Source organism: Hymenobacter aquaticus, from assembly GCF_004765605.1.
GTDB lineage: Bacteria > Bacteroidota > Bacteroidia > Cytophagales > Hymenobacteraceae > Hymenobacter > Hymenobacter aquaticus.
Genome location: NZ_SRLC01000001.1, coordinates 1545410 through 1571197, shown reverse-complemented (window position 1 = coordinate 1571197; position 25788 = coordinate 1545410). Strand labels below are relative to the sequence as shown.

Genomic DNA, 25788 nt, shown 5'->3' with positions numbered 1-25788 from the left:
AAAGTCAACCGGCCGTTCTCGCTGCAACGAGGACGGCCGGTTGGCTTTAGCCGGTAGCGGTAAGTCTGTCGCCCGGCCGCTGCGGGCTTACAGGCTCAGGGTCTCTTTGAAGCGCACGGCCTGCCGGGTCGAAACCGTGATGCGGTGGCCGCCCTGCACTTCCAGCAGCAAGCCTCCCTTGAAATACGCGTGGACTTTTTCGATGGTAGTCAGGTTGAGAATCTGCTGGCGGTTGACGCGGAAAAACAAGTCGGCGGGCAGCCGCTCTTCCATGTGCTGCAAGGATTTGTGCAGCAGCAGGGCCTGCTGCCCGAAGTGGACGCGCACGTAATTGCCCTCGGCTTCGAGCAGGCGAATGTCGGCCAGCCGCACAAAGTGGCAATGGTCCCCTTCTTTAAGAAAAACCTGGCTGTGGGCCTGCAAGCGCACCGGGCGCGCGGCCGGCTCGGTGGGCTGGGGCCCGACTAGCTGGCGGGCCCGCGTGAGGGCCTGTGCCAGCCGGGCCGGGTGCACGGGCTTGAGCAGGTAGTCCAGGGCGCTGACGTCGAAGGCGCGGGTGGCGAAATGGTTGTAGGCCGTGACGAACACCACCGCCGGCGGTACTTCGTCCAGGGATTCGAGCAGGTCGAAGCCGGTGGTGCCGGGCAGGGCAATATCGAGCAGCAACAGTTGGGGCCGGCACTGGGTGAGCAGGGTCCGGGCCTGGTCGGCATCGGCGGCTTCGCCCAGCACCTGCACGTCGGGGTGGGCCGCCAGCAGGTAGCGCAGCTCTTGGCGCGCCAGGGGCTCATCTTCTACCAGAACCGTGGTCAGGGTTTTCATCGGGTGACGGGAGCAATAGGAAGGTGCAAGGTAGCCAGCACGACGCCCGCGGGAGCCTCGCGCAGGTCCAGCGTCGCGGCCGGGCCATAAAGTGCCAGCAGGCGTTGCCGGGTATTGGCCAACCCCAGCCCGGCACCTGGCGCCGGGCCGGCCGGCGGCAGGCTGCCGGGCTGCCGCACGTGCAGGGTGAGGGCGCCGGCAACGAGCGTGGCATCGATGGAAACCGTGCCGCCCGCCGGGCACGCCGCAATGCCGTGCTTCACGGCGTTTTCCACCAGGGTCAGCACCATCACCGGCGGCACCAGCCAGGCCAGGGCCTCATCCGGCACGGCAATGCGGCAGCGGAGCCGGTGGCCAAACCGCACCTGCTCCAGGGCCAGGTAATCCCGGACAGCCACCAGCTCCTCGTGCAGCGGAATCAGGGGCCACTGCTCCAGCTGCAGGGTGTAGCGCAGCAAATCGGCCAGCTGCGTGACGGCCGCGCGGGCGCCGTCGGGGTCGAGCAGCGTCAGGGCCCGGATGCTGTTCAGGGCATTAAACAGAAAGTGCGGGTTCAGCTGGGCCCGCAGGGTTTCAAACTGAGCCTGGCGCAGGGCGGCCTGCACGCGCAGTTGGTGCAGCTCGGTGCGCGTCAGGCGCTGGCCGGCGGCAAACAGGTGGTAGGTCAGCAGCCAGATAACCAGGTAGCGGCCCATGGCCAGGATGCCCACCACGAAGGTGCGCTGCGAATAAGCGTGCCAGCTATGGGTGGTCAGGGCGCTGTGCAGCCAGGCCACGGCCTGAATCAGCAGGGTGATGCCCACCAGGGCCAGGGCCGCCAACCCGGCCTGCTGACTCAGGGGCCGCCCCAGCAAGTCGAAGCGGAGCAGCAGGCCCCGGTAGGCGTGCGTGCAGACGAGGCCCGCCAGGGACACGGTCAGCACGTACGTCAGGGCGTGGGGCTCGGGCAGGAAGCGCCCGAAGCTGGTTAGCGCATACAGCTGCGCCAGCGCGCAGGTGGTCCAGCCAATGAGCTGCAACCCCCAGTACCACCGCTGTTTTGTTTGTTCCACGAAACGATTGTTGGCATCAGATAACCAAACCCAAAGGGCGAAAAACGGGCCCCATTGTGCTGTAAGCTAGCAAAAACAGACAAGTATGCCGCTTTTGTCCACTAGCCGGCCTCCGGTCATGGGCTATGATGCCCATAGGGTATGTCTGTCAGGAGAATGGCCTTCGCCACGCGGTAAGGAAGAAGCAACGGGCAGCGGAGGGGCATACTTTCCGGAGCATTCGGCCGGTACTTCGGCCGCGTCCCCGCTCCGGCCTGTTTCGTGGCTGAGGCCGGACGCATGGTCGATAAGCCAAATTCGGTTGTTATTTACGCCGTATATAGAGTCCTTTCTTCTGCTTTTCCGGGTTATGAAGTTATCCAGTGGGGCGTCCTTCGGCGCGTATTTGCTTCCTGTCTCAACTGCAAACCGCCCGCCGTGGTGGCGGGCGGGCTTCTGCGGCGTAGTCGGCCTGTGGCTGGTGCTGGCGGCTACCGGACCCGGGCAAGCCCAAACCAGCCGGCAACAACCGGCCACCCCGGCGTCAACTCAGGTGCGGATTACCGACGGAATTTTGGAAGGCAGCACGACGGCGGCCGGCATCCGCACGTTTAAGGGCGTGCCGTTTGCGGCGCCACCGGTGGGCCCGTTGCGCTGGAAAGAGCCCCAGCCCGTGCCGAAATGGTCGGGCGTGCGGCCGGCCCGGCAGTTCGGGCCCCGGCCCATGCAGCTGCCGCTCTACGCCGACATGCAGTTCCGCTCCCCCGCCGTCAGCGAGGATTGTCTGTACCTCAACGTCTGGACGCCGGCCAAGTCGGGGCGGGAGCGGCGGCCGGTGCTGGTGTACTTCTACGGGGGCGGCTTCCAGGCCGGCGACGGGTCGGAGCCGCGCTACGACGGCGAAAGCATGGCCCGCCGCGGCATCGTGGCCGTCACAGTCAACTACCGGCTGGGCGTGTTCGGCTTTCTGGCCCACCCGGCGCTCAGCCAGGAGTCGGGCCGCCAGGCGTCCGGCAACTATGGCTTTCTGGATCAGACGGCGGCCCTGCGCTGGGTGCAGCAGAACATTGCGGCTTTCGGCGGCGACCCGCGGCAGGTGACCATTGCCGGCGAGTCGGCCGGGGCTATGTCGGTGAGTGCCCAAATGGCTTCCGCGCAAGCCCGGCACCTGTTTGCCCGCGCCATCGGCGAAAGTGGCTCGCTGCTGAACAGCAGCTTCGGGCCCGTGGCGCTGGCGGCAGGCGAAGCCACCGGCGCGGCTTTTGCGGCCAGGCTGGGGGCTACTTCGCTGGCGGCGCTGCGGGCCCTGCCGGCCGGCCAGCTGCTGGCGGCGGCCGGGGCGCCCGGCGTGGCCCGGTTTCAGCCCACCATCGACGGTTATTTCTTTGCCCAGCCGCCAGCGGCTACGTTTGCGGCCGGACAGCAAGCCCCGGTGCCGCTGCTGGTAGGCTGGAACTCGCAGGAAATGAATGCGGGCTTTTTGCTGGGTAACCAGCCGCCCACGGCGGAGAATTTCCGCGCCGTCGTGCAACAGCTCTACGGCCCCCGGGCCGCAGAAGCCCTGCGCCTGTACCCGGCCGCCACCGATGCCGAGGCGGCACAGTCGGCCACCGACCTGGCCGGCGACCGGTTCATTGCCTACAGCACCTGGAAGTGGGCCGAGGCGCACCAACGCGCGGGCGGGCCGCCGGTGTACCGCTACCTCTACGCCCGGCCCCGCCCGGCGGTGGCTGGTGAGGCGGCTACGGGCCCCGCGGCCGGGGCGGTGCATTCGGCCGAAATAGAGTATGCCCTCGGCAACCTGGCCACCAACACGGCCTTTGCCTGGACCCCAGCCGACTACCGCGTATCGGAAACGCTGCAAGGCTATTTTGCCAACTTCATCAAAACCGGCAACCCCAATGGCGCCGGCCTGCCTACCTGGCCCGCCGCGCAAAGCGCTGGCAGCCAGGTGCTGCGCGTAGATGTCGAAACGAAAGCCGAGCCCGAGTCGAACCGCCGCCGCTACCTGTTTCTGGATCAGCAGGCCGGGCAGTAGAGCTTGGGCGGGGCCGTGCCGGAACGGCGCGGGGCTACTGGCTTACCCAGTCGATGCCCTTGCGCAGCCACTGCTGGGTGGCTTCCTCGGCCGAGCCGGGCTCGGGCGTGAGGTTGTAGTGCCACTCGGCCTGGGGCGGCAGGCTCATCAGGATGCTCTCGGTGCGGCCCCCGGTTTCGAGGCCGAAGCGCGTGCCCCGGTCGATGGCCAGGTTGAACTCGGCGTAGCGGCCCCGGCGCACCAGCTGCCACTGCTTTTCCCGCTCCGAGTAGGGCAGGTCGCGGTTCTGGCGCATGATGGTGGCGTAGGCGCGGCCGTAAACTTCGCCCACGTCCTGCACGAAGGCGAACAGCTCCTCAAACGAGCCATCCGGCCCCACGGCGAGCCGGTCGAAGAAAATGCCGCCCACGCCGCGGGTTTCCTGGCGGTGCGCCAGGTAAAAGTAGTCGTCGGCCCACTGCTTGAAGCGCGGGTAATAGTCGGGGTGGTGCTGGTCGCAGGTTTCCCGGATCTGCTCGTGAAACCAGCGGGCCTGCTGCTCATCGACGTAAATCGGGGTCAGATCCAGGCCGCCGCCAAACCAGGCCTCGCCGTTGCCGGCCTCGAAATAGCGCACGTTCATGTGCGAAATCGGAACCCGGGGGCTGCGCGGGTGCTGCACCACCGATACGCCGGTGGCAAAGTAGCGGGCGTCGGGCATGAGCAGCTGCTGGGCGGCCGGCGCGCTCATCTCGCCCCATACGGCCGAAAAAGCCACGCCGCCTTTCTCCAGTACTGCCCCGTTCAGCAGCACCCGCGTGGCCCCGCCACCCCCGCTGGCGTGCTCCCAGGCGTCTTCCCCAAAACGTATTCCGCCGCCATCCGCCAGCTCCAGCCGGTGGCACAGCCAGTCCTGAAACTGGCGCATCCAGTTCTCGACGAGCAGACGGGAAGGGGCAACAGCGGCGGTGGAAGCAGACATGGGAATGAAGCGTTAACGGCGGGGAAAACAACGGCAAATCGGGCGGCTAGGCCCAGCGGATGGCGTGGTAGTTGGGCAGCACGGCGGCGGGCTTGGCTTGCTCCAGCCGTTCGGCGCACCGCTCGCAGCAGGCCACGGCGGGCTGGCGCTCCACGGCGCGCAGCACCAGCACCGGAATCTGGGTGTGGTAGGCCCGGGTGGTGGTGTAGCACGAGTCGAAGTAGCGCAGCAGCTGGGCCTGGTCGGCGGGGGCAATGATGAGCAGCTGGGCCTGGGTGCGGGCACAATACTCGCTGATGCCTTCCAGCGGGGCATCGTCTTCGAGCAGGTGCGTTGTCGGGGCCGGCCAGGTGAGCTGGGCCGCCGCTTGGCTGAGCGCCTGTTTCAGCGGCCGGCGCCGGTCCCGCTCGGTCGGGGAATAGAACTGCACCAGATCCAGCGGACCCGGAAACGCGCCTTCCAGGGCCGACAGCCGGGGCAGCAAACTGGGCGGCAGGGTGCTGAAGTCGGCCGAAAACACCAGGCGGCTGGGCAGGCTGCGGCGACCGGGCGGCACTACCAGCACCGGGCAGCTCACCAGCCCGGCAATGGCCGCGGCGTGGTTGCCGGGCGGGGCCTGCCGGCCGCAGTCAATGTGCTCCAGGCCCATCACGACCAGGTCGGCGGCGCACCGTTGGGCTTCGGCCTGCACCTGGTCGTGGAGGCAGCCGGGCAGGAGGCGGTAGCGGTACTGAATCCGGCGGCCGTCCTGGCGGGCGAGCTGCTGGTAGCGCAGGCGTTCCACCAGGCTCCGCAGCCGCTGCTCCTGCTCGGCCAGCTCGGCTGCGGCCGCCGGGGCCGGGGCCGAGCTGGCGTGGCAGTAGAGCAGCACCACCTCGGCCGGCCAACGCACGGCCAGCTTATTGGCATAGGCCAGCGTGTGTTCGGCGGCGGCCGTGTGGTCGATGGGGACGAGAAGGGTTTTCATGAACGGAAGGCTTAGCGAAAGGAAAAGAAAGGCTGATGTCGGATCAGGATCAGATTAATGGCAATAGTGCCCGGCGCGCAACGGGCCCGCCGCCGCTTTACCCGCCGCACTCAGCTGCGGACTCAGGTAGGGAATGCCCAGGCCCAGGCCCCGCACGATGAACAGCACCGCCAGCAGGGAGGCCGCGTAGGGCACGGCCTGCCGCATGCGGGTGCGCCAGGGCAGCGGCACCAGGCGGCCGGTCAGGGAAAGGCCCAGCATCAGCGGCAGCGTGCCCAGCCCGAAGCAGGCCATGTAGGCGGCGGCCCCCGGCACGCCCGGCGCGCTTAGGGCCCCGGCCAACGCTAAGTACACCAGGCCGCAGGGCAGCAGGCCATTGAGCAGGCCGGTGAGGTACAACGCCCGCCACGAATGCTGTTGGAACAAGCGGGCCAGCGTATTTTTCACCCAGGCCAGGGGCCGCTGCAAGCCCAGCCCGGCACTCAGCCCATCGGCGTAGCGCGGGGGCAGGCCCACGAGCAGCAGAATCAGCAGGCCCGAGGCAATGGACAGGCCTTGCTGCACACCGGCCAGGCGCAGGCTGTGGCCCACCAGGCCGGTAACTGCGCCTAGTGCCGAGTAAGTCGTGACGCGGCCCAGGTTGTAGAGCAGGCGGCCGCCCACGTAGCGGGCCGAAGGCGCGGCGGCATCGGCGCGGCCGGGCAGGGCCAGGGCAATGGCCCCGCACATGCCCACGCAGTGAAAGCTGCCCAGTATTCCAAAAACAAACCCGGCCCAGAGCATTGGTGGAAGCGAAGTGAAGCGTGACGGAAACGGAGGGCAAGTTCCGCCGCTACGGTCGAGCTGCCCATGACGAAAATCAGGTGCCGAGGGTGATATTTCTTTCCACGAAATACGCCTGCCCGCCGGCGGTGAAGGTGAGGCGGACGCGCCAGTAGCCGGGCCGCATCCGGCCGGTGTTGATTTGCTGCTGGTTATCGGGCCCGAACCGCAGGGGCAGGCTGAAATCCAGCTGCTGGTCGGAGGGCCGGAAGAAGTGGACCTGGCCCCGCACGGCCGGGCCGGCCAGCGCGGCGGGCAGGATAAGCGTCAGGCGCTGGGCTTGCGCGTCGAGCAGCACCTGCACGGGCGCGGGCAGGGCGGCGGTGCGGACCTCGGTTTCCAGGCGCTGCTGGTAAGCCAGCTCCTGCTGGTAGTAGTCGGGGCTGACCAAATCGACGCGGGTGCGCAGGGCCTGCTGCACCATGAAGCCGATGTAGCCGGCAAACAGCACGAAGGCTATAACAATGGCGTAGGGCCAGAACGTGCGCTGGGAAGCAGGAGCAATTGCCATAATGGGAAGCTTGGAGAAGTGTTGAAAAGAGCGCCGCTTGATCTGGTCGAAGTGCTACTACTTGTCATCTTGAGCCGGCGAAGGACCTTCCTCCATGAAGTGACAAGCGGCATTCATCGTGCAAAAGCTTTATAGTGTGCTGGCAGTAGCAGGCTTTGGTACGATGGGATAAGCAGCAGTGGGGTAGGTGAGGAAGGTCCTTCGCGTTGCTCAGGATGACAGCCGAAACAACATCAGCCCGCGAGATTCCTCGCGCTGCTCGGAATGACGTTCGGGAGAAATGACGTGCGGCCTTACTGCACCGGGCCCAGAAACTTGGTGGTGGTTTCGGCAATGAGCTCGGGGCCGCTGAACAGGCCGATGCGGAGTTGCTGGTTGGTGCGCGTCAGGGCGGTGCGGGGCAGCTCGGCGAAGAACACGCCCTCGGCCAGGCCCTGGGCCGGCAGCTGCAGGCCGCCGTTGGTGCCCACCAGGGAGATTTTGCCCTGGGCCGGCTCCAGCACCCGCAGCGTGAGCGGGTAGGGCCGGTTGGTTTTGTTGATGACCGAGATATTATACAGGTTGGTGATGGTGCCGTGGTCGGTTTTCTGAAACCGCTGCCCCGGGGTGCGCAGCACGGTAGCCTGTACGTTGGCCCGCGACACGAGCAGGCCGGTCAGCACCACCAATAGCACCGCCAGCACCCCCGACAGCACCTTCATGCGGGTGGTGAACTTGGGCTGGGTGCCCTGGGCAATGTTGTTTTCCGAGGCGTGGCGAATCAGGCCCTCGGGCAGGTTCACCAGGTGCATAATGGTGTTGCAGGCGTCGATGCAGGCCGTGCAGTTGGTGCATTCCAGCTGTTGGGCCCCGTTGCGGATGTCGATGCCGGTGGGGCAGACCTGCACGCACTGGTGGCAGTCGATACAGTCGCCGGCGGTGCGCGGCTGGTTTTTGCGCCGCTTTTCCCGGGGCTCGCCCCGCTGGTAGTCGTAGGCCACCACCAGGCTGTTTTTGTCGAGCAGCACGCCCTGCAACCGGCCGTAGGGGCAGGCAATGGTGCAGACCTGCTCCCGAAACCGGGCAAAGACGGCGTAGAACACGCCCGTAAACAAGACCATCGACGCCAGGCCGCCGAGGTGCGCGGCGGGCCGGTCCGTCACAATCTTGACCAGCTCATCCGAGCCGATGATGTAGGCCAGGAAGGTGTTGGCAATCAGGAAGGACAGGAGCAGGAACAGGGTGTGCTTGGTGGTCTTGCGCCAGGTTTTATTCCAGTCCCAGGTGGCCCGGTCGAGGGCCTTCTGCTGGGGCGCGTCGCCTTCGAGCCAGTACTCGATGCGGCGGAACACCATTTCCAGGAAGATGGTCTGGGGGCAGACCCAGCCGCAGAACACCCGCCCGTAGACCACCGTGAAGACGATGATGAACAGCACGAAGGTGAGCGTGGCCAGCAGCAGGATAAAAAAGTCCTGGGGCCAGAAGATTTGCCCCAGAACGATAAAGCGCCGCGCGGGCAGGTTGAGCAGCAGCAGCGGCAAATCGTGGAGGCGCAGCCAGGGGCCGGCCAAGAGCAGCGCCAGCAGGCCGTAGCTCAGCCACTTGCGGCGGCTATACAGCCGGCCGCCGGGCTTTTTGGGGTAAAGCCACACCCGCTTACCGGCCGCGTCGACCGTGGCAATGGAGTCGCGGAACGACGCGGCGGGCTGGGGTTGGGTGGTCGGCATGAGGTGGTTTTTATAGTTTCAGGCGTGGACCCCACCCCCGGCCCTTCTCCGCTTGATGCGCGGAATCCTCCGGGAGAGGGGTGCCAGACGCCAGCATGGAGAGCGGATGTACCAATCCTGAATCTTGCTTAGGAATCGTTGAACGCACCCCTCTCCCAGAGGGGAGGGGCCGGGGGTGGGGTTACAGCCTGGTCGGGGACTCTTTCTCGCCCTGGGGCTCTTTGGCGCCGGCCGGCTTCGAGCCCTGCAGACTCAGCACGTAGGAGCTGACTTGCAGCAGCTGCTTGCCGGAGAGCTTGCCCTTCCAGGCCACCATGCCCTTGCCCTGCACCCCGAACTTGATGGTTTTGTAGACGTGGTTGACCTCGCCGCCGTGCAGCCAGTACTCGTCGGTCAGGTTGGGGCCCACTTTGCCTTCGCCGTGCTGGCCGTGGCAGGGGGCGCAGTTGGTCGTGAACAGGCTCTGGCCGCTGCTCAGGTCGGCGGCCGTGGTCAGGGCCTGGTAGGTGGTGAGCTGGTTGGGGTCGTCGGCGTTGGCCGCGCCGAGCAGGGCGGCCTGCTGCATTTCGGCGGCGTATTCGGCCCCCTGCAACTGGCCAGCCTGGGCAACGTGGTAGTAGCTCAGGTAGCCGATGGCGAAGAGGATGGTGGCGTAGAAGCCGTACTTCCACCACGGCGGCAGGTCGTTGTCGAACTCCAGGATACCATCGTAGTCGTGGTCGAGCAGCTCGTCGCGCACCTCGCCGCGCACCAGGGTGGTGTCGCCCACGGCCAGGCCCAGCACCCGGCCGCTCCAGGTGGAGCGCACGGTGGGCAGCTCGTAGAGGCGGCGCAGCTGGGGCCGCAGCCGCACGAGAAGCGTGGCCGTGAGCACCCCGATCAGCAGGATGACCAGGGCCAGGGTGCCGAGCAGAAACCAGAGCAGCAGCTGCTGGGAGCCGGGGGCGGCGGGGCCGGCCGGGGCGGTGGTTTCGGCGGCCTGGGCCAGCGCCGGGCGGGCGGCCAGCGTCGTCAGGGCCAGCAGGACGCCGGAGCCGCGCAGAAGGGTTGAAACTAGCCTCATGCCGCCACGAGCTGCTCGGTGGAAACTGCGGGAGCGGGGGCGGGAGCGGCCACCGGGGCTTCGGCGGCGGCGGCCGGCACCGGCGTAGCTGGCTGGTCATTCCGGTCGGCCTCTACGGCTTCGGCAGCTACCGCGGCCAGGGACGCGGCCGTCATCATCCCGAACAGCAGCACCACAGCGGCCACGAACCAGGCCAGCCAGCCCAGGATATCGGTGGGTTGGGGGCCGCTGGTAGCGGTGGCCGGGGCGGTTTGGGCCGAAGCCAGATAGGTGGTCAACAGGCCCAGGATAGTCAGCAGGGAGGCGCGCTTGGTTAGCATAACACGTCGGGGTTGAGGTGGTAGTTCGGGGTTTCGGCGGGGGTGTCGGGGGCCAGCGGGAGCCGGCTCATGGTGCGCAGGTGCTGGCGGCTACTGAGCAGCACGTAGGCCAGCAGGCCCACGAAAAACAGGAAGAAGATGGCCAGGGAAATGAGCGGGTAAATCTCAATGCCGGCAATGGATTGCAAGACGTTCTTGTCCATGAGCGTAGAAGAGTTTGGGAAGGGCCGCTAGCGGGTAGCTGTGGTTTGCGGAGGGGCTACTCGGCGAGGCCAAGGCGTCCTTTTTGCTTGCTGACAGCAGCCTTTCGTGACCTGACAGGGTGCTTTAATGAGGTGACAGGATGCTTTTGCCCGCTGACACGGCACTTGAATGAGCTGACATGACACTCAAGTGCATTGACACGGCACTCAAGGGCGCTGACATGGCACTCGAATGAGCTGACATGACACTCAAGGGCGCTGACATCAGACTCAAATGAGCTGACATGACATTCAAATGAGCTGACATGAGACTTGAATGAGCTGACATGACACTTGAATGTGCTGATGCAGTGCTCGGGCTTGCTCACGGGGAGCTAGGGGGGTATTGCTACAAGTGGGGGATAGGTGAGGAAGGTCCTTCACGCCGCGGATGCCAGGTGAGGAACGACAGGCGTCTGCGGAGTTACCTGGCGGCCGTAACCTGTTCGGGCTTGACTTTGATGTCGGTGCCCAGGCGCTGGAGGTAGGCAATCAGGGCCACGATTTCCTTGTCGGACTTGACCTCGATTTCCTCTTTGCGCAGCTCCTGGGCAATGCCCCGGGCCTGGCGTCGGGCGTCGGCCACGGCCTGCTGGTCGTAGCCGGCGGGGTAGGGCGTACCCAGACTTTGCAGCACGGTGATTTTCTTGGGCAGGGTGCTGTAGTCGATGCTGTTTTCGAACAGCCAGGGGTAGGCGGGCATAATCGAGCCGGGCGACATGCTGGTGGGGTCCAGCATGTGGTTGTAGTGCCAGGAGTGGGGGTACTTGGCGCCCACGCGGTGCAAATCGGGGCCGGTGCGCTTCGAGCCCCAGAGGAAGGGCCGGTCGTAGACGAACTCCCCGGCCTTGGAGTACTCGCCGTACCGCTCGGTTTCGGAGCGGAAGGGGCGCACCATCTGGGTGTGGCAGTTCGAGCAGCCCTCCTTGATGTAGATGTCGCGGCCCTGCAATTCGAGGGCGGTGTAGGGCTTCACGGCGGCAATGGTGGGCACGTTGCTCTTGACCAGAAACGTGGGAATCATTTCGATGGCGCCGCCGATGAGAATGGCCACGGTGGCGCCCACGGCCAGCTGGAAGGGCCGCCGCTCAAGCCAGCGGTGCCAGTGGCCGCCCTGGGCGTGCGGGTCCTGGGCTTCGGGCAGCAGGGGCGCGGCCTGGGCCTTTTCATTGGCCAGCAGGGAGCCGGCCCGGGCCGTTTTCACCAGGTTATACAGCATCACGAACACCCCGCTCAGGTAGAGCACCCCGCCGATGCCGCGCAGGTAGTACATGGGCACGATATGCATCACGGTTTCCAGGAAGTTGGGGTATTGCAGCATACCCTCGGCGTTGAACTGCTTCCACATCAAACCCTGGGTGAAGCCGGCCCAGTACATGGGCAGGGCGTAGAACAGGATGCCGATGGTGCCCAGCCAGAAGTGCATCGTGGCCAGCTTCTTGGAATACAGGGCGGTGCGGTAGAGGCGGGGCCACAGCCAGTAGAGCATGGCGAAGGTCAGGAAGCCGTTCCAGCCCAGGGCCCCCACGTGCACGTGGGCCACAATCCAGTCGGTGAAATGGGCAATGGCGTTGACGTTCTTCAGGCTCAGCATGGGCCCCTCGAAGGTGGCCATGCCGTAGGCCGTCACGGCCACGACCATGAACTTGAGCACGGGCTCCTCGCGCACTTTGTCCCAGGCCCCGCGCAACGTCAGCAGGCCGTTGATCATGCCGCCCCAGCTGGGGGCAATCAGCATCACGGAGAAAGCCACGCCCAGGCTCTGGGCCCAGTCGGGCAGGGCGGTGTAGAGCAAGTGGTGCGGCCCGGCCCAGATGTAGATGAAAATCAGGGACCAGAAGTGAATGATGGAGAGGCGGTAGGAGTACACCGGCCGGCCGGCGGCCTTGGGCAGGAAGTAGTACATCAGGCCCAGGTAGGGCGTGGTCAGGAAGAAGGCCACCGCGTTGTGGCCGTACCACCACTGCACCAGGGCATCCTGCACGCCGGCGTACACGGAGTAGCTTTTCATAAACGACACCGGCACGGCCAGCGAGTTGACGATGTGCAGCACGGCCACCGTCAGGAAGGTGGCAATGTAGAACCAGATGCCCACGTAGAGGTGCCGCTCGCGCCGCCGGGCAATGGTGCCGAACATGTTCCAGCCAAACACCACCCAGACCAGGGTAATGGCAATGTCGATGGGCCACTCCAGCTCGGCGTATTCCTTGCTGGTGGTAAAGCCCAAAGGCAGCGTAGCCACGGCCGAGAGGATAATCAGCTGCCAGCCCCAAAAGTGGATTTTGCTGAGCGTGCCACTGAACATCCGGGCTTTGCACAGGCGCTGCAAGGAGTAGTACACCCCGGTGAAGATGCCGTTGCCGACGAAGGCGAAAATCACGGCGTTGGTGTGCAGCGGCCGGATGCGGCCGAAGGTGGTGTAGGCCGTGCCCATGTTCAGCTCGGGCCGGGCCAGCTGGAAGGCCGCCAGCACGCCGACCAGCATGCCGATAATACCCCAGATGACGGTGGCCACCCCGAAGTCGCGCACGATCTTGTTGTCGTAGAAAAAGGTGTCAACCGCCCGGGCGGGAGTCGTGGGTACCAGGGGCGGATGGGGCACCGCTAGCGGGGGTAGGGGTTCGACGGGCATAGGCTTCAGAAGTAGGTGTTGTACTGCTTCAAAGGTCCTGCGGGGCCATTTTCGAAAAGATGATGAATGTCAGCCCCGGGCCTGATTGATGTCAGGCCCCCGGCGGCTTGGCCGGGCGGCCCCCGCGGCGTAGCTTGCGGCCGTGCCGCCCCCGCCCCGCCTATGGACCGAGACTCGCTGATTGGCTTTCTGCAAAGTATGGGCAACGTCAGCGCCGCCCAGGCCGCCGACATTGCCCAGAGCTTCCGCGCCCGGACGCTGGCCAAAAACGAGTTTCTGCTGCCCGCCGGCCGCATCAGCAACGAGTACCTGTTCCTGGAGCAGGGCTTCGTGCGGGCCTTTGCCTACGACGACGCCGGCCACGACGTCACCACGGGCTTTTTCTCGGCCGGGCAGGTGGTGCTGGAAGTGGCCTCGTTTTTCAACCGCACCCCCTCGCAGGAGCACTTGCAGGCCCTCACCAACTGCCGGGGCTGGTGCATCACCTACCAGCAGCTCAATGGCCTGTTTCACGCCCGGCCCGAGTTCCGGGAGTTCGGCCGCGCGGTGCTGGTGCGCGAGCTGAGCCGGCTCAAAGGCCGCCTGCTGGCCCTGACCACGGCCACCGCCTCGGCCCGCTACGCGGCCCTGCTCAGCGCCAGTCCCGAGATTCTGCAGCACGTGCCCCTCAAGCACGTGGCCTCCTTCCTGGGCGTCACCGATTCGTCGTTAAGCCGCATCCGGGCCGCCGGCAAAGACCCCGGCCCCGCCTGATTTCTTGCCATTTGGCAAGCTAAAAAACCGGCCGGCCCGGTTCCTTTGTGGCGTACCATTTCCCCGTCCGCCATGTCAACCGTACCGCTTGCCCTCAGCCTGGCTTTCGGCCTCACCACGGCCCTCGCGGTGGGGCTGTTCTACCGCGCCGCCCACCAGTCCCGCCCCACGCTCTACCTGCTGCTGGCCTGGCTGGCGGGGCAGGGCGCGGTAGCCGGCACGGGCTTCTTCAGCGGAGCGCCCCAGGCCCTGCCGCCCCGGCTGGCCTTGGTGCTGGCCCCGGCCCTGCTGCTGATTGCCACCCTGTTTCTCACTGCCCGCGGCCGGGCCTACCTCGACGCGCTGCGTCCCGAGTGGCTCACGCTGCTGCACGTGGTGCGGGTGCCGGTAGAGCTGGTCTTGCTAGGGTTGTTTCTGCACGGCGCGGTGCCCCAGCTGATGACCTTCGAGGGCCGCAACTGGGATATTCTCTCGGGCCTGAGCGCGCCGGTGGTCTGGTACCTGGCGTTCCGGCGGCCCCGGCTCAGCCCCACGGCGCTGCTGGTCTGGAACGGCCTGTGCCTGGCTTTGCTGCTGAACGTGGTGTTCTACGCGGTGCTGGCCGTGCCCTCGCCCGTGCAGCGCTTCGGCTTCGGGCAGCCCAACGTGGCCGTGCTGCACTTCCCGTTTGTGTGGCTGCCGGGCTGCGTGGTGCCCCTGGTGCTGCTGGCCCACCTGGCCGCCATCCGGCAGCTGGTGCGGGCGCGCCGGTTGGCGGCCACGCCTGTAAATGGCTAACCCGAACCACCGTACCTTCGCCGCTGTTAGCCGGGCAGTTCTCTTTCCCTGGCCCGCGCCCTTGGCTTATGAATCGTAAAAACCTGTTGCAGTGGCTGCCCTTGGCCCTGCTGGCCCTCGTGCTGTTCACCGATCTGCGCACGCCGGTGCTGGGCGGTTTGCAGCGCGGCTTGCTGGCTACGGGCCTGTGGAAGGCGGAAACGCCCACGCTGCCCGCGCCGGCCCCGGTAGTAGCTACCAGCGCCAGCGGCTACCCGCACAACCTGACGCTGCTGGATAACAGCGGCCGGGAAGTGCAGCTCAGCGCGTTCCGGGGCAAGGTGGTGTTCGTCAACCTCTGGGCCAGTTGGTGCCCGCCCTGCGTGGCCGAGATGCCCGGCATTCATGCCCTGTACAAAAAGCTGGACCCGCAGAAGGTGGCCTTCGTCATGATTTCCCTCGACCAGAACCCGGACAAGGCCCGCAAGCTGCTCACGCGCCAGGGCTACACCTTCCCGGTGTACTTTCCCACCGCCACCCTGCCCGCCCCCTTCGATTCCAACTCCATTCCCAGCACCGTCATCCTCGGGCCCGACGGCCAGGTAGCCGCCCGCCACGAGGGCATGGCCGACTACGACACCCCCGAGTTCAAAGCCGCCCTGGAAAAGCTGGCCGCCCCAGGCCGCTAACCGGGGGTAGAGACGCAACCTATTGCGTCTCCTCGTTGAACGGTTGGCAACGTGCCCTAACAACCTCAGCCCCGCCTGAGCCGCGAATCTGCGTCGCTACGTGTTGGGGGCCAGGGCCTGCTCCAGGGCCGCCACTTCCGCTTCGAGGCCGCGCAGCCGGGCCTGGCGCAGGGCCCGCTCGGTGGCGCTCAGCGTGAGGGGGGCGGCGTTGGTGTGAATCACCAGCCCCTCCAGCCAGTACAGGTCACGGGCGGGGTCGGCCCCGAGCCAGACCGCCTCCACGGGCGGGGCGGCCAGCAGGGGGCGCAGCACCTCCTGGGCCCAGCGGCGGCGGGCCTGCCCCTGGGCCAGCGTGCCGCGCTGCCCCAGTTCGAAGCGGGCCTTGATGACGTAGAAGCGCAGGCGGCTCAGGCGCTGCTCCAACACGGCCGCCTCCGGGGGCGCGGCCGGGTCCGAAACCGGCTCCGCGGCCGGGGCCGGCGCTTCGGGGCCCTGGCCATCGGGTGGGGGCAGCAGGCGGGCCAGCACCCACAGCCGGTTGTCGGCCGCTTTCCCCAGCGCCTTGCGCCCCGATTCCGCCATGGCCAGCATGGGCGCACTCACGCCCACAAACTGGGCCAGCTCGGCCTGGGTAAGGCTGAAATGCCGCCGCACCTGGGCCGACAAGCTGTTAGAGTGGTATGCACGACGGCCCATAAGCAGCAGGGTATACGGTGGTTAGGAATAGTCGAAAATAAAATAATTCTTAACCAGATGGTTAAGAAAAAGTGAAAATAACTTAATTGTTAACCAGGCGGTTAGCAAAAAATGAAAATAAATTAATTCTTAACTGGGCGGTTAGCAAAGCTCAAAAAGAAAATAATTCTTAACCAGCCGACCGGGCTCCGGGTGGCCGCCCGTCTCGAACTCACGCTACTCTTAAATTCCCGCAGTCGCTCGGCTGTGCCGAGTGACGCCTACGCTTGAGCAGCTGTGCTGCGAAGTAGCCCGCGCCGTCAGAACGACCCAGCGGCGCGGGACGCTCGGGGCAGAGCCCCTCCGGCGTAGTGGTCACTCGGCGCAGCCGAGCGACTGCGGCTCTTCGGTTGTAGCCCGCGTGTTCCGCGCGAGTCGGGCCCCGGCAACGGTGGTTGGGCGGGTAGCGCGAACTGCCTAGTTCGCGCTACTCGCCGGCGGCGTTTAACAATCCACCAGCTACTCCGGCTCGTCGTCGAAGAGCATGCGGACCGAGGGCGTGTAGTCGTCTTCGTACTGGCCCGAGCGCACGGCCCAGAGGAAGCCGCCCAGAAACAGCAGGGCCACGAGCAGGCTGATGCCGATCAGCAGAAAGATAATGGTCATGGCGCGAGGGGAAAAGTAGGGTTACAGGCCGCGCCGATGGGCCGCGTAGCGCACCAGCAGGGTGGCAAACACCATCACGCTCAGCGAGCTGATGGGCATCAGGATGGCCGACACGATGGGGGTGAAGCGGCCCTGCACGGCCAGGCCCAGCCCGATACCGTTGTAGCAGAACGACAGCACGAAGGTGGCCAGCACGATGTGCAGGCAGTCCTGGCCGAACCGCAGGAAGGTGCTGAGCTGCCCGAGGCTGCCGGCGTCCAGCATGGCGTCGCAGGCGGGGGAGAAGTTGGTCAGGGTTTCGGAGAGGGCCAGGCCGGCGTCGGCGCGGCGCAGGGCCCCGGCGTCGTTGAGCCCGTCGCCGACCATGACCACGCGCTGGCCCTGCCGCTGCCGGGCTTCCACGAAGTGCAGCTTGTCGAGCGGCGACTGGTGGAAGCGCAGCTCGGCGGCGGGGCCGAAGAGCTGGCGCAGGCGGGGCTCGTCGGCGGCGTTGTCGCCGGTGAGCAGGGCCAGCTGGTAGCGCTGGCCCAGCTGGCGCAGCAGCGGGGCCAGGTCGGGCCGGTATTCGCTGCTGACTTCGTACCAGCCGGCCACCAGGCCATCCAGGGCCACGTACACCCGCGCCTGCCGCTCGCCGTGCGGGGCCGGGGGCAGGCCCACGAAGGCCGCCGAGCCCAGGCGCACCGCGCGGCCCGCCACCGTGCCGCAGAGGCCCTGGCCCGTCGTTTCGCGGAAGTTAGTGACCGGCAGGGCCGCGGGGCCGAGCTGCTCGACGAGCCGCTGGCTGAGCGGGTGGGTCGAGTGGCGGGCCAGGGCGGCCACGCGCTGCTCGTCTGCCGGGCGCAGCGCCAGCCCGTGGAAGCTGACCGCGGCGCGCTGGGGGTCGGTCAGGGTGCCGGTTTTGTCGAACACCAGGGTGGTGGCCCGGCCCAGGGTTTCGACCACGGCCGCGTTTTTCAGATACAACTGGTGGCGGCCCAGCACCCGCAGGGCCGCGCCCAGGGCAAAGGGCGTGGCCAACGACAGGGCGCAGGGGCAGGCAATGACCAGCACCGAGGTGCCGGCCCGCAGGGCCAGCTGCGGGTCGCGCGGAAACCAGTAGCAAGCCGCGCCGGCGGCCAGCAGCAGGGTCACGGCCACGAAGTAGCGGCCCACCGTGTTGGCGTAGGTTTCCAGCGTGGGCCGGGCGTCCTTGGCAAAGGCGGGGTTGTTCCAGAGCTGGGTGAGGTAGCCCTGCGATACTTCCCGCACCACTTCCAGCTCCACGGCCGGGCCCACCTGCCGGCCCCCGGCGTACACCACGTCGCCGGCCACTTTGCCGACCGGTAGACTCTCGCCCGAGACGAAGCTGTAGTCGATCAGGCCGGAGCCGCGCAGCAGCACCGCGTCGGCGGGAATGATTTCCTGGTGCCGCACCCGGATGCGCTGCCCGGCCCGCAGCTCCCGCACCGCCACCGACTGCTCGCCGCCGTCTTTGGTCAGCAGGGTCACGGCCACGGGGAAGTAGGCGGTGAAGTCCCGGTCGAAGCGCAGCGCGTCGTAGGTGCGCTGCTGCACCCACTTGCCGATGAGCATGAAGAACACCAGGCCGGTGAACGAGTCGAGGTAGCCCGGGCCGCGGCCGGTGGCGATGTCGAACACGCTGGTCGTGAACAGCGCCGTGAGCCCCAGGCTGATGGGAAAGTCGAGGTTGATGTAGCGCTGCCGCAGCCCCTGCCAGGCCGAGCGGTAAAAGTCCCGGGCGCTGAACAGCAGCACCGGCAGGGCCAGCAGCAAACTCAGCCCCCCGAAGAAGCGGCCAAACAGGCTCTGGAGCTGCCCGGTGAAGGAAAAGTAGTCGGGGAAGGCCATCAGCATCACGTTGCCGAAGGCAAAGGCGGCCAGGCCCAGCTGGTAGGTGAGGCGGCGGCTGGCGCGGTGGGGCTGGGCCCCCAGCTCGGCCAGCGTTATCCGGGGCTCGTAGCCGATGGAGGCCAGCAGCGTGACCACCTCGCGCAGGCTGGTGACCCGGGGCTGGTAGCTTACCGTCAGCTCCTTGCGCAGGAAATTCACCCGCGAGCTGCCGATGCCGGGGTTGAGTTTGAACAGGTTTTCGAGCAGCCAGATGCAGGAGGCGCAGTGCATCTGCGGGATGGTGAAGGTGAGCCGGGCGTGGGTGTCGGAGCGAAACGAGAGCAGCTGGCCCTGCACCGATTCCAGGTCGAGGTAGTCGAAGCGGCCGGGCAGCTCCACGGCCTTCACCTTGCGGCCGGGGTTTTCGTCGAGGCGGTAGTAGGTGCACAGGTTGCTGGCGTCGAGCAGCTCATACACGGCCCGGCAGCCCGGGCAGCAGAAGGACAGCGCGGGGCGGGCCGCCAGGCGGATGGGCTCCGGCTCGGGGCAGGCGTCGCCGCAGTGGGCGCAGGCCCGGTGGGTGAGGGGCGGAACGGAAGCAGAGGCAGTAACGGGAGGCACGGGCAGGCTAAGCAGTTGGAAGCCCAAAGCTCCGGTGCCGGCCCCGCCCGAAAGCTGACGAACGTCAGCCCCGGCCCTGATTCATCTCAGGCGCAAGTCCGGCGCCGAACCCGCATCTTTGTCGGGTTGTTCCGTGCTGGTCGGGCCGTCGCTGCTGGCGGTCCGGCCCGCTTTTGTTGCCCGCGTCGTATGGCCCGTTCCTTTTCTACCGCCTCGTTGCTGCTGGTGCTGGTGCTGTTCGTGTGGGCGGGCATGGTGGCCGGCATTTCCTTTCTGGAAGCGCCCCTGAAGTTTACCGCGCCCCACATCACCGTGGCCCTGGGCCTGGGCATCGGGCGCATCGTGTTCGGGGCCCTGAACTGGGTGGAGCTGCTGCTGGCCACGGTGGCCGTGGGCAGTGCGCTGTGGGTGCGCGTGCCCCCGGCCATTGCCGCCCCGCTGGGCGGACTGGCCGCTATTCTGCTGCTGCAAACCTACTGGCTGCTGCCCGCCCTCGACGCGCGCGCCCTGGCCCTGCTGGCCGGCCACCCGGCCCCGCCCAGCGCCCTGCACTCGGTCTACATCGGGCTGGAAGTGGTGAAGCTGCTCACCCTGCTGCTCACCGGCAGCCGGGTGTTCCGCTGGGCCCTGCAAGCGGCCTGATTCCTTTTCTTCTCTGCTGATGACTGTTTTTCGCCCCGATATCCACTCCGAAGCCGACGTGCAGCGCCTGGTCGATACGTTCTACCAGAAAGTCAACCAGGACGAGCTGCTCGCCCCGGTGTTCAACGGCTTCGCCCAGGTCGACTGGTCCCGGCACCTGCCCATCATGTACGATTTCTGGAGCAGCCTGCTGCTGGGCACCGCGCGCTACCACGGCCGGCCCTTTCCCAAGCACCTGCCCCTGCCCGTGGATGCCACCCACTTCGGCCGCTGGCTGGCGCTGTTCGAGGCTACCGTGGAGGAGCTCTTTGCCGGCCCCGTGGCCAACGTCGCCAAGGAGCGGGCCCGCAACATCGCCACCATGTTTGAGTATCGCCTGCGCAAGCGCGACCCACTCTCGCTGCTGTAGCCGCCCCGTTATCGGCGGGCCGGCCACTTCTGAACCTACCCGGGTACCTTCCGAACCCACCCGTGTATCTTCCGAACCTACCCGTGTACCTTCCGAACCCACCGGGGTATCTTCGGAACCTACCTGGGTATCTTTCGAACCTACCCAACTACCTTCCGGACCTACCGGGCTACCTTCGGAACCTACCGGGCTACCTTCGGAACCTACCCGGGTACCTTCCGAACCTATAGCTGCTCTGGGGCGGACTTACGGGGTAGAGACGCAATATTTTGCGTCTCGTCGTTGAACGACTCGCGAAAGGATTGTGCAACGATTTCGTTCAGTGTCCTGCACCAGTTTCGTTCAACGACGAGACGCAACATATTGCGTCTCTACCTCATACCCCAACCCAGGTAGTGCGCTGGGTCGGTTCGGACGTGACCAGGCCCCGCCCGGGAGTACCGGGCGGGGCCTGGTGGGGTTGGCTGCTTACTCGCGCATCAGCTTGAGGCGGGCGTGCAGCGCGCCGGGGCCTTCCAGCAGCAGGTAGTAGAGGCCGGGCGCGGTTATTTCCTGCTCGAAGTTGAAGTGGAGCAGCTGGCTGCCGCCGCGCCGCTGCCCCTGGGCCAGCCGCGCCCCCGTGGCCGAGAGCAGGGTGTAGGTCAGGTCGCCCGCCGCGGGCTCGGGCAGCAGCACCTGGTAGCGGCCGGTGCCGGAGGGGTTGGGGTACACCCGGGCCGGCGGGCTGGCCACCGCGCTACCCGGTTTCGGGGTCGTCAGCCCGGTTGCGGTGGCTACGCTGGTACTGGTCGTAGCTTTAGCCGCCGGGTTCTGCTGCCACACTTCCATACCCGAGAAGTTGGCCCAGCCGCCCGACAACGCAATGTTGATGGCCCCGTCGGTAATGGCGGCCGTGTAGGGTCCCAGCCGGTCCCAGTGGCCGGCCGTGCCGCTGTTGTAGTTGGCCTGCACAATCTGGCCTTCGAGGCGGATGGTGTAGATTTCCGCGTTGTTGTCTTCCCAGACGTAGAGGTACACGCTGTAGGTGCCCGCCGGTACGCTGCTCATCGTGGCCGTGATGCTGGGCCCGAACACCGAGCTGCGAATCATGCCGGCCCGGGTGGCGTCGGTGGCCGGGTTCAGCGCAATGGCCTGGTTGGCAAACGTGGGGCCCGTCACCTGGAAATTGGCGGCCCCGCTGCTGCCCACCCAGTTCTGCCCATCCAGCACGATGGCCCCGCCATTGATGTTGACGGCCCGGTAGAAGGTGGTGCCGCCCGGGTTGGCCGTGAAGGTGGCCGTAATGCTCCGGTTGCCGGTCATGGTTACCGCCAGCGGGTTGGTGGTGCCGGTGGCGTCGCCGCTCCAGCCCGAGAAGGTATAGCCCGCCGCCGGCGTGGCCGTCAAACTCACCACCGTGCCGCTGGCATAGGAGGCGGCATTCGGGTTCTTGGTGACGGAGCCACTGCCCACGGTGGAAGTCGTCAGGGTGAAGGGGCCCGGGGCCGTGGCATCGGTGACCGAGAAGCTGATGGTCAACGCGGTGCCGGCCGTGCCCCCCCCGCTGGCGGCCGAGTAGGGCCGGGCCGTGAGCGAGTAGCTGCCCACCGCTGGAGTCCAGGGGTTGTAGTCGGCGTTGGCGTCACTGAACAGGGCGTAGGGCGGCACACCCTCGGTCTGGCTACGCGTCTGCGTCCCACTCAGGGCGAAGACCACGCTACCCACGGTGGCCGGGTTGGTGTTGGCCCGCACGTTCAGGTTGCGGGTGGGCAAGGTGGCCAGGTTCAAGGTCGCCCCGGCCGTCAGGGGCTGAATGTCGGTATCGGTATCGGCATTGACCAGCGTATAGCTGGTGACCGACTGCCCGGCCGGAATGGCGGTGAAGGTGGCGGTAATGCTCTTATTGGCCGACATGGTCACCGACAATGGGTTGGTCGTCCCGCTGGCGTCCCCACTCCACCCGCTGAACTGCTGCCCGGCGGCCGGCGTGGCTGTCAGGCTGACCACCGTGCCGCTGGCGTAGGAAGCCGCATTCGGGTTCTTGGTGACGGAGCCGCTGCCGACCACCGAGGTGGTCAGGGTGAAGGGCCCGGGGGCGGTGGCATCGGTCACGGAGAAGCTGATGGTCAGGGCCGTGCCGGCCGTACCCCCGCCGCTGGCGGCCGAGTAGGGCCGGGCCGTGAGCGAGTAGCTGCCCACGGCAGGCGTCCAGGGATTGTAGTCGGCATTGGCGTCGCTGAACAGGGCGTAGGGCGCCACACCCTCGGTCTGGCTACGCGTCTGGGCCCCACTCAGGGCAAAGACGACGCTGCCCACGGTGGCCGGGTTGGTGTTGGCCCGCACGTTCAGGTTGCGCGTCGGCAAGGTAGCCAGGTTCAAGGTCGCCCCGGCCGTCAGGGGCTGAATGTCGGTATCGGTATCGGCATTGACCAGCGTATAGCTGGTGACCGACTGCCCGGCCGGAATGGCAGTGAAGGTGGCCGTGATGCTCTTGTTGGCCGACATGGTCACGCTCAGCGGGTTGGTCGTGCCCGTGGCGTCGCCGCTCCACCCCGAGAAGGTGTAGCCCGCGGCCGGCGTGGCGGTTAAACTCACCACCGTGCCGCTGGCATAGGAAGCGGCATTCGGGTTCTTCGTGACCGTACCGCTGCCCACGGTGGCGGTGGTCAGCACGTACGTCGTGGGGGGAATAGCGGTGAAAGTGGCGGTAATGGTTTTGTTGCCGGTCATGGTCACGCTCAGCGGGTTGGTCGTGCCGCTGGCGTCGCCGCTCCAGCCCGCAAACTGGTACCCCGCCGCCGGGGTGGCCGTCAGCGTCACCACTGTGCCCGAGGCGTAGCTGGCCTGGTCCGGACTTTTGCTTACCGAGCCGTTACTGCCGGCCGTGGCCGTCAGCGTGTACGACCCGGCCGGCAGCTGGTCGGTAACCGAGAAATTGGCCATCAGCACCGGGGCGGCCGTGCCGCTGCCATTCGCGCCGCTGTAGGGGGTGGCCATCAGGGTGTAGTTGCCCACCGGCGGGGTCCAGGCGTTGTAGATGCCGCTGACATCCCCGAACAAAGCGTACGGAAACCCCGAATCCGTCTGGTTCTGGGTCTGGGTTCCACTCAGGGCAAACACCACGCTGCCGGTGGTGGCCGCGTTGACGTTGGCCCGGATGTTCAGGTTGCGCGTGGGCAGGGTGGCCAGGTTGAGCACGGCCCCGTTCACGACGGCCTGAATGTCCTCGTTGGAGTCGGCATCGACCAGGGTGAAGGTGGTGGTGGTGCAGTCCGGATCCAGGCGCACCTGCTGGGTGGTGGCCAGCCCGGCCGCGTCGGTCACGGTCAGCTGCACCACGTAGTAGTACGTCTCCGACCCGCACCCGTAGGGCTCAATGGTGGTGCTCGTTTCTACGTTCGTGTCCACCGGGTCGGGGTGCTGGTGGGTGCCGTGGTGCAGAATGGTCTGCCACTGGTAAGAAAGCTGCGCCGCGCTGTGCTCGGGGTCGGTTACGGTGGCCCGCAGGTTGTAAGTCGTGTTGCCGGTCATGGGGTAGCGCGTACCCACGGCGGGCGAGGTAATGGTGACCTGGGGCGGGGTGTTGTTCACCGAAATCACCAGCGTCGTCTGGTTGGTCAGGCCCGCGCTGTTGCGCACGGTCAGCGTCACGGTGTAGTTCGTAACGTTGGTCGTGGGCGGGGCAAAGGTGTGGGCCGGGTTGGTGGCCGTGCTGGTGCCCCCGTCGCCGAAGTTCCACTGGTAGGTGAGCGGGCTGCCGCCGGGGTCGGAGCTGGCACTGCCGGTAAACTGCACCGCCAGCGGCCCCGGACCGTACGTTTTGTTGGCGCTGGCCACTGCCTTGGGCGGAGTGGCCGACGTGACATACGACAGCTTGCGGATTTCAGAAGGGTAGAAATTGACGTAGAACAGGCCCGTTTCACCGGGGCTCACGGCCATAGCCACGGGCACGGCTCCGCTGTTCACAAAGTCGCGCACCTGACTGGGCTTGTTGCTGGCGTCCACCGTCATCGAGCGAATCCAGCCGCCCACGTAGTCGCCGAAAAAGTACGTGTTCTGGTAGGCCGCCGGCCAGTCGGTGTAGGGATAAAACACTCCGCCCGAAGAGGAATTGCCCCCGAACTGCGGGCCCGCCACCGGCGAGCCGGCCGCCCCGATATTGATGGTCGCAGCGGTGGAGCCACTGAAGATGCCCGTGCGCGAGGGCCCCGTGCCGTGGCCCCAGTCGATGAGCGGGCGGCGGTGCACGAAGGTGGGCACCGAGCTGGGAATGGCCTTGGTGTTGTCGCAGGGGTTGGGGAACGTGGCCGTGCCGGTGGGCGTTTCCTGCTTGAGCAGGTCGCGGAAGTAGAAGTATTGTTGGGTGCAGCCCCCGAGGCCATACTGCGGGTTGGGCGCGTCCTGGTTGTACACGTTGGAAGCGGCAAAGGCATCGTTGGGCGTCAGGCCCTCAAACAGGGGCCAGCCCAGGTTCTGCCGGGGCCGGTCGACCAGCTCGATTTCCTCCCAGAAAGAGCCGCCCACGTTGCCGATGTAGAGCGTGCCGGGGTTGGCGGCGGCGGGGTCGGGGCTGCCGGTGCCGGGCTTCACGGTCATCCGAAACGGATTGCGGAACCCCAGGGCCCAGACCTTCGAGCGGGGCGCGTTGGGGTTGCTGGCGTCGTAGAAGGGGTTGCTGGGAATGCCCGCCCCGGTAGCCGGGTCGATCCGCAGAATCTTGCCGTTCAGGTTGTTTACCAGCTGGGAGCGGAGGGCCCCTACGTTTTCCTTGCTGGTGATAATGCCGTCGGCCAGCGCCTGGGCGTAGCTGGTTTCACTGGAGCTGCCCAGGTCGGGGGCCCAGTGCGCCCCGTCGCCGGTCGAGACCAGCAGGGTGCCGTCGGCGCCAAACGCCAGGGCCCCGGTGACGTGGCCGCCGGCCGTGGAGGGAATGCCAGTGGTTTTGGTGGCCCCCAGCAGAATCTTGCGGCTGGCCAGGTTCACGGTGTAGCCGTTGCCGCTGGGCGTGGCCGTGTAGCGCGTCAGCCGCCCGATGGTGGCGCTGTTGTAGTCGTTGGTGGCGGGGTTGTAGGCCGGCGTGCCAAAGTTCAGCAGGTAGTGCCGGTCCACGACGTAGAGCAGATACATGTAGCCGTTGGCGTCGAACTGCGGGTCCAGGGCAAAGCCGATCAGGCCGTGGTCGTCCCAGGCCCCGACTTCCTCACTGATGTCGAGCACCAGCTGGCGCTGCCCGTTAGTCACGACCCATACTTTGCCGGGCCGCTCCCACACGAACATCTGGCTGCCCGAGCTGGTGAAGGTGAGGCCCACGGCCTCGTTCCACCCGGTCGAAACGACGGTGGACGTAAACCCGGCCGGCGGATTTTGGGCCATTCCCAGCTGACTAAGAGTCAGCAGCAGGGCCAGCCACAGGGCGCTAAGTGTGTATTTCATAGGAGTGTGAGATGGAGAGCTAGAACTAAGAGCGGAAAAAAACGCCGGTGCAGCGGCCGGCCTGGGGTGCCGGGTGGGAAGGGCGCACCGCGCGCCGACGCCCGAAGGCCGCCGGGGGGCAGCCTTCGGGCAGCTTCAGGCCCTGCGGGCAGGGCGCACTGGTTTCGTTTTTGCCGGCCGGCAGGTAGATCCGCCCTCTGGGCGGCAACGGGCGGCA

Annotated in this window: 21 protein-coding genes; 6 read left to right on the top strand and 15 right to left on the bottom strand. The window is 66.7% G+C overall.

What is annotated here, in order from left to right; all coding sequences use genetic code 11:
• Positions 1-87 precede the first annotated feature (87 nt).
• On the bottom strand, positions 88-822 hold the full coding sequence (locus E5K00_RS06435; protein ID WP_245328224.1) for a LytR/AlgR family response regulator transcription factor: 735 nt from the start codon (positions 820-822) through the stop codon (positions 88-90).
• Positions 819-1874 (bottom strand): sensor histidine kinase, encoded by a 1056-nt coding sequence (locus E5K00_RS06430; RefSeq protein WP_135462415.1) that lies wholly within the window; start codon positions 1872-1874, stop codon positions 819-821. The genes E5K00_RS06435 and E5K00_RS06430 overlap by 4 nt, the downstream gene beginning before the upstream one ends.
• A gap of 349 nt (positions 1875-2223) precedes the next feature.
• Here E5K00_RS06430 and E5K00_RS06425 point away from each other — a divergent pair, with 349 nt between their 5' ends.
• Positions 2224-3891 carry a carboxylesterase/lipase family protein gene (locus E5K00_RS06425; protein WP_135462414.1) on the top strand — a complete coding sequence of 556 codons (1668 nt, stop codon included), beginning with the start codon at positions 2224-2226 and terminating at the stop codon, positions 3889-3891.
• Between the two features lie 34 nt (positions 3892-3925).
• On the opposite strand, the gene hemF is transcribed toward E5K00_RS06425, so the two are convergent.
• The 9 genes from hemF to ccoN all read right to left on the bottom strand — a co-directional run bounded on the left by hemF (position 3926) and on the right by ccoN (position 13115).
• On the bottom strand, positions 3926-4852 hold the full coding sequence (gene hemF / locus E5K00_RS06420; RefSeq protein WP_135462413.1) for an oxygen-dependent coproporphyrinogen oxidase: 927 nt from the start codon (positions 4850-4852) through the stop codon (positions 3926-3928).
• 46 nt (positions 4853-4898) lie between these two features.
• Positions 4899-5819, bottom strand: a complete 921-nt coding sequence (locus E5K00_RS06415) for a universal stress protein (protein ID WP_135462412.1) — start codon at positions 5817-5819, stop codon at positions 4899-4901.
• Positions 5820-5873: 54 nt separating this feature from the next.
• Positions 5874-6602 (bottom strand): sulfite exporter TauE/SafE family protein, encoded by a 729-nt coding sequence (locus tag E5K00_RS06410; protein ID WP_135462411.1) that lies wholly within the window; start codon positions 6600-6602, stop codon positions 5874-5876.
• A 76-nt stretch (positions 6603-6678) separates the two neighbouring features.
• Entirely contained in the window at positions 6679-7152 is a 474-nt protein-coding gene (locus tag E5K00_RS06405; protein WP_135462410.1) for a FixH family protein, read from the bottom strand.
• A 293-nt stretch (positions 7153-7445) separates the two neighbouring features.
• A complete protein-coding gene (ccoG, locus tag E5K00_RS06400) occupies positions 7446-8858 on the bottom strand; it encodes a cytochrome c oxidase accessory protein CcoG (protein WP_135462409.1) in 1413 nt (470 codons plus the stop codon).
• 181 nt (positions 8859-9039) lie between these two features.
• Positions 9040-9921: a cbb3-type cytochrome c oxidase N-terminal domain-containing protein gene (locus tag E5K00_RS06395; protein ID WP_135462408.1), complete on the bottom strand. Its 882-nt coding sequence runs from the start codon at positions 9919-9921 to the stop codon at positions 9040-9042.
• The gene (locus E5K00_RS06390) at positions 9918-10241 is read right to left on the bottom strand and encodes a hypothetical protein (RefSeq protein ID WP_135462407.1); all 324 of its coding nucleotides are present in this window, start codon (positions 10239-10241) and stop codon (positions 9918-9920) included. Before E5K00_RS06390 ends, E5K00_RS06395 begins: the two co-directional genes overlap by 4 nt.
• Complete coding sequence (locus tag E5K00_RS06385; RefSeq protein ID WP_135462406.1) at positions 10235-10444, bottom strand: hypothetical protein; 210 nt, start codon at positions 10442-10444, stop codon at positions 10235-10237. Before E5K00_RS06385 ends, E5K00_RS06390 begins: the two co-directional genes overlap by 7 nt.
• 463 nt (positions 10445-10907) lie before the next feature.
• Positions 10908-13115, bottom strand: a complete 2208-nt coding sequence (gene ccoN / locus E5K00_RS06380) for a cytochrome-c oxidase, cbb3-type subunit I (protein ID WP_135462405.1) — start codon at positions 13113-13115, stop codon at positions 10908-10910.
• A gap of 162 nt (positions 13116-13277) precedes the next feature.
• Here ccoN and E5K00_RS06375 point away from each other — a divergent pair, with 162 nt between their 5' ends.
• The 3 genes from E5K00_RS06375 to E5K00_RS06365 all read left to right on the top strand — a co-directional run bounded on the left by E5K00_RS06375 (position 13278) and on the right by E5K00_RS06365 (position 15313).
• Positions 13278-13868, top strand: a complete 591-nt coding sequence (locus E5K00_RS06375; protein WP_135462404.1) for a Crp/Fnr family transcriptional regulator — start codon at positions 13278-13280, stop codon at positions 13866-13868.
• A 72-nt stretch (positions 13869-13940) separates the two neighbouring features.
• Entirely contained in the window at positions 13941-14645 is a 705-nt protein-coding gene (locus E5K00_RS06370; protein WP_135462403.1) for a hypothetical protein, read from the top strand.
• A 68-nt stretch (positions 14646-14713) separates the two neighbouring features.
• A complete protein-coding gene (locus tag E5K00_RS06365; RefSeq protein ID WP_167856770.1) occupies positions 14714-15313 on the top strand; it encodes a TlpA family protein disulfide reductase in 600 nt (199 codons plus the stop codon).
• A 96-nt stretch (positions 15314-15409) separates the two neighbouring features.
• Here E5K00_RS06365 and E5K00_RS06360 read toward each other — a convergent pair whose 3' ends face one another.
• From E5K00_RS06360 to E5K00_RS06350, 3 genes are all read right to left on the bottom strand, one after another.
• Positions 15410-16009 (bottom strand): helix-turn-helix domain-containing protein, encoded by a 600-nt coding sequence (locus tag E5K00_RS06360; protein WP_135462402.1) that lies wholly within the window; start codon positions 16007-16009, stop codon positions 15410-15412.
• Positions 16010-16507: 498 nt separating this feature from the next.
• On the bottom strand, positions 16508-16654 hold the full coding sequence (gene ccoS, locus E5K00_RS06355; protein WP_100335566.1) for a cbb3-type cytochrome oxidase assembly protein CcoS: 147 nt from the start codon (positions 16652-16654) through the stop codon (positions 16508-16510).
• 21 nt (positions 16655-16675) lie between these two features.
• Positions 16676-19108, bottom strand: a complete 2433-nt coding sequence (locus E5K00_RS06350) for a heavy metal translocating P-type ATPase (RefSeq protein WP_135462401.1) — start codon at positions 19106-19108, stop codon at positions 16676-16678.
• Between the two features lie 189 nt (positions 19109-19297).
• Between E5K00_RS06350 and E5K00_RS06345 the strand changes: the two genes are divergently transcribed.
• On the top strand, positions 19298-19750 hold the full coding sequence (locus E5K00_RS06345) for a hypothetical protein (RefSeq protein ID WP_135462400.1): 453 nt from the start codon (positions 19298-19300) through the stop codon (positions 19748-19750).
• Positions 19751-19769: 19 nt separating this feature from the next.
• Positions 19770-20159 (top strand): group III truncated hemoglobin, encoded by a 390-nt coding sequence (locus E5K00_RS06340; protein WP_135462399.1) that lies wholly within the window; start codon positions 19770-19772, stop codon positions 20157-20159.
• 468 nt (positions 20160-20627) lie between these two features.
• Here the strand turns inward: E5K00_RS06340 and E5K00_RS06335 are convergent, their stop codons facing one another.
• Complete coding sequence (locus E5K00_RS06335; protein WP_135462398.1) at positions 20628-25571, bottom strand: InlB B-repeat-containing protein; 4944 nt, start codon at positions 25569-25571, stop codon at positions 20628-20630.
• Positions 25572-25788: the final 217 nt, after the last annotated feature.